Source organism: Aeromicrobium sp., assembly GCF_050700635.1.
Lineage (GTDB): Bacteria > Actinomycetota > Actinomycetes > Propionibacteriales > Nocardioidaceae > Aeromicrobium.
In genome coordinates this window covers 1-3,851 of the sequence record NZ_JBOHDT010000140.1, presented here as the reverse complement: position 1 = coordinate 3,851, position 3,851 = coordinate 1, and the positions used below count along the sequence as shown (strand labels likewise).

The 3,851-nt window shown below is 69.4% G+C and carries 4 protein-coding genes; 2 read left to right on the top strand and 2 right to left on the bottom strand.

What is annotated here, in order from left to right; translation table 11 throughout:
• Both ACRDPN_RS11000 and ACRDPN_RS10995 read right to left on the bottom strand, forming a co-directional pair.
• Positions 1 to 376, bottom strand: a 376-nt coding sequence (locus tag ACRDPN_RS11000) for an enoyl-CoA hydratase-related protein (RefSeq protein ID WP_431447567.1), incomplete at its 3' end; no start/stop codon positions are given.
• Complete coding sequence (locus ACRDPN_RS10995; protein ID WP_431447565.1) at positions 373 to 1,902, bottom strand: AMP-binding protein; 1,530 nt, start codon at positions 1,900 to 1,902, stop codon at positions 373 to 375. The genes ACRDPN_RS10995 and ACRDPN_RS11000, both read right to left, overlap by 4 nt.
• A gap of 121 nt (positions 1,903 to 2,023) precedes the next feature.
• Between ACRDPN_RS10995 and ACRDPN_RS10990 the strand changes: the two genes are divergently transcribed.
• Positions 2,024 to 3,199 carry an acyl-CoA dehydrogenase family protein gene (locus ACRDPN_RS10990; RefSeq protein ID WP_431447563.1) on the top strand — a complete coding sequence of 392 codons (1,176 nt, stop codon included), beginning with the start codon at positions 2,024 to 2,026 and terminating at the stop codon, positions 3,197 to 3,199.
• Positions 3,196 to 3,851, top strand: a 656-nt coding sequence (locus ACRDPN_RS10985) for an SDR family oxidoreductase (RefSeq protein ID WP_431447561.1), incomplete at its 3' end; no start/stop codon positions are given. The genes ACRDPN_RS10990 and ACRDPN_RS10985, both read left to right, overlap by 4 nt.

Genomic DNA, 3,851 nt, shown 5'->3' with positions numbered 1-3,851 from the left:
CGCCGTGCACCATCGCGACCACCGGCTTGGGCACCTCGCGCCAGCGTCGGCACATGCCCATGTAGACCTCCGACTCGCGGGCGAACCGCTGGTCGCCGCCCTCCTTGTCGGTGTGGTCCCACCAGATCACGGCCTTGCGCTCGAAAGTCTGGTCGACGTCACGGCCCGGGGTGCCGATGTCGTGGCCGGCGCAGAAGTGCTTGCCGTTCCCGGCCAGAACGATGACCTTGACCTCGTCGTCGTCGGTGGCGCGGGTGAAAGCGGCGTCGAGCGCGTAGGTCATCGCGGAGTTCTGGGCGTTGCGGTACTCCGGCCGGTTCAGCGTGATGCGGGCGATCTGGTCGACGACCTCGTAGGTCACCACTTCTTCGGTCATGGGGAGCTCCCTTCACGCAGCTCGTTCTTCAAGACCTTGCCGGACAGGTTCCGGGGTAGAGCGTCGACGAACTCGATCTCCCGCGGCACCTTGAAGTTGGCCAGCCGTTCCTTGGCGAAGGCGATCACCGACTCCTCGTCGGGACCGCCTTCGTCGCGTCGGACGACGAAGGCCTTGCCGACCTCACCCAGACGCTCGTCGGGGACACCGATCACGGCCACGTCGACCACGCCGTCGAGGCGAGTGAGTGCCTGCTCCACCTCGGCCGGGTAGACGTTGAAGCCCCCGCAGATGTACATGTCCTTGAGGCGGTCGGTGATGCGCAGGTAGCCGTTCTCGTCGAGCACGCCGACGTCTCCGGTGTGTAGCCACTTGTCGCCGTCGATGGCCTCGGCCGTGGCGGCGGGATCGTCGAGGTAGCCGAGCATCACCTGGGAACCGCGGAGCAGCAGCTCGCCCTCGCTGCCCGGTGGCAGGTGCTCCCCGGTGTCGGGGTCGGCGATGGCCGTCTCCATGCCGTCGATGGCACGGCCGCAGGTGGTGGCGATGGTCTCGTCGCTGTCGCCTCGGCGGCACATCGTGGCGACCACGCACTCGGTCATGCCGAACGCCGTGATCACCAGGTCGAAGTTCAGCTCGCGCTGCAGCCGCTCGACCAGCGCGATCGGCACGTTCGCCGCGCCGGTGTTCGCGAAGCGCAGGGTCGAGGTGTCGGTGCCGGCGAAGGCGGGCGACTCGAGCAGGCCGAGGAAGATCGCGGGCGCGCCGGGGACCATGGTGATCCGCTCGGACTCGATCAGGGCGAGCGCCGCGTCCGCGTCGAAGACCGCCATCGGGTAGATCGCGCACCCGTGCAGCAGGCCGACGATGATGCCGATCTTGTAGCCGTAGGAGTGGAAGAACGGGCTGATCACCAGGTAGCGGTCGGTGTCGCTCACCTCGCCGACCCCGGCCCAGCTCGCCCCCGCGGCGACGGACTGCCGGTGCGCGGTGACCACGCCCTTGGGACGACCAGTCGTGCCTGAGGAGAACATGATGTCGGCGACGTCGTCGGGGGTGACGGCGTAGGCCGCCGCCTCGACCGCGGCGATGTCGGCAACATCCGCCTGCGCGGCCAGCGCGCCGATGTCCGCGAGGTCGATGACTGGCGCCAGGGGAGCGACCTCACGAAGATCGGCGATCTGAGTGCGGCCGAGGAAGCCGTTCGCGACGACCACCGTGGTCGCGTCGGTGCGCTCGATGATGTCGGCGACCTCGTGGGGCGTGTAGCGGGAGTTGGCCGGCACCAGCTGGCCGCCGGCGTAGGTCGCCGCGAGGCCGGCCACGACCCAGTCGATGCTGTTCGGCGCCCAGAGGACCACGCGGGCGCCCGGCTCCACACCATGGCTGCGGTAGACCGCCGCCGTGCGGCGGACCTGGTCATGCAGCTCGGCGAAGCTGAGGGTGCGGCCGTCCATGGCATACGCCGTGGCGTCGCCGAACTTCTCGGCGGCGGCGCGCACAAGACCCGGGACGGTGTCGCTCACGGGGCCGCACCCGTCAAAAAGCCAGGATACGGGTGCGGCCCCGTGAGAGACCCATGGTTCACTCGCTGACGCTCGCTCACGAAACCTCCAAACCAAACAAGTGCTTGGTAGGCTACCTCACGTGAGCACAGACGACGATGCCTTCCGCGACCAGGTGCGCAGCTGGCTCGCCGAGCATCTCGCGGGAGAGTGGGCGCCTCTGAAAGGTGCCGGCGGCTCGGGTAGTGGCGAGGATGCCTACGAGGAACGTCGGGCCTGGAACCGCCACCTCGCCGAGCACGGCTGGACCTGCCTCGGCTGGCCGGAGGAGAACGGCGGCCGCGGGCTCAGCCTGATCCAGCAGGCCATCTTCCACGAGGAGTACGCACGGGCCGACGGGCCGGAGCTGGTCAACCACCTCGGGGAGCAGCTGCTCGGCCCGACGCTGATCGAGTTCGGCACCGACGAGCAGAAGGAACGGTTCCTGCCCGGGATCCGGACGGTCGACGAGCTCTGGTGCCAGGGCTACTCCGAGCCCGACGCCGGCTCCGACCTAGCGGCGGTCAGCACCCGAGCCGTGCTCGAAGATGGCGAGTGGGTGGTCGAGGGCCAGAAGGTGTGGACCTCGTGGGCCCACGAGTCCGACTGGATCTTCATCATCGTTCGGACCGAGCCGGGCTCGTCCCGCCACCACGGCCTGTCGTTCCTGTTGGTGCCCCTCGACCAGGACGGTGTCGAGATCCGGCCGATCGAGCAGATTACGGGCGGCTCGGAGTTCAACGAGGTCTTCTTCTCCGGCGCACGGACTCCCGCCGGGATGGTCGTCGGCGAACCCGGTGACGGCTGGCGGGTCGGGATGGCCCTGCTCGAGTTCGAGCGCGGTGTGTCCGTGCTCGGCCAGCAGGTCGGCTTCGAGCGTGAGCTCAACGACTTGATCGACCTTGCCCGGAGCAACGGCGCCCTCGACGACCCCGTCCTCCGCGACCGACTCGCGGCACAGAGCGCGGAGTTCGAGGTGATGCGGGTCAACGCCGTCCGGTCCCTGACCGAGGCGACACCGGGTGCCGACAACGTCGCGAAGCTCGTCTGGGCCGGGTGGCACCGGCGCCTGGGCGAGCTGGCGATGGAGGTCGCCGGTGCCGGGTCGCTGACCCTTCGACAGGCTCAGGGAGCGGGTGGCTCGTCGTACAGGCCGGACCGGTGGCAGAACCTCTTCCTCTTCTCCCGCGCGGACACGCTGTACGGCGGCAGCGACGAGATCCAGCGCAACATCTTGGCCGAGCGCGTGCTCGACCTTCCCAAGGAGGCCCGCGTATGACGGCGATCAGACCCGAGCAGCCCACGCCCGACTACGTCCCGGGCCACGACCTGCTGGCCGGCAAGGTGGTCGTGGTGACCGCAGCGGCCGGTGCCGGAATCGGCGCCGCCGTCGCACGGCGTGCTCTCGAGGAGGGTGCAAGCGTGCTGGTCATCAGCGACACCCACGAGCGGCGTCTCGCCGAGTCGCAGGAGACGCTCGCCGCGGAGTTCGGCGACGAACGCGTCCGTGCCCTCGCCGCCGACGTGACGGACGAGGCCCAGGTGCAGGCGCTGCTCGACGTCGCGGACGAGCACGGTGGCGTCGACGTGATGATCAACAACGCCGGTTTGGGCGGCACGGCCGACGTTCTGGACATGACCGACGAGGAGTGGTCGCGGGTCCTCGATATCACCCTGACTGGCACCTTCCGCTGCGTCCGCGCCGCGGGCAACCGCATGAAGGCCGCCGGCAAGCGCGGGCTGATCGTGAACAACGCCTCGGTGATCGGCTGGCGGGCGCAGGAGGGGCAGGCGCACTACGCCGCTGCGAAAGCGGGAGTGATGGCGCTGACCCGCTGTGCCGCGCTCGACGTGGCGCCGCACGGCATCCGGGTGAACGCAGTGGCACCATCGCTGGCGATGCATCCGTTCCTGGCCAAGGTCACCAGCGA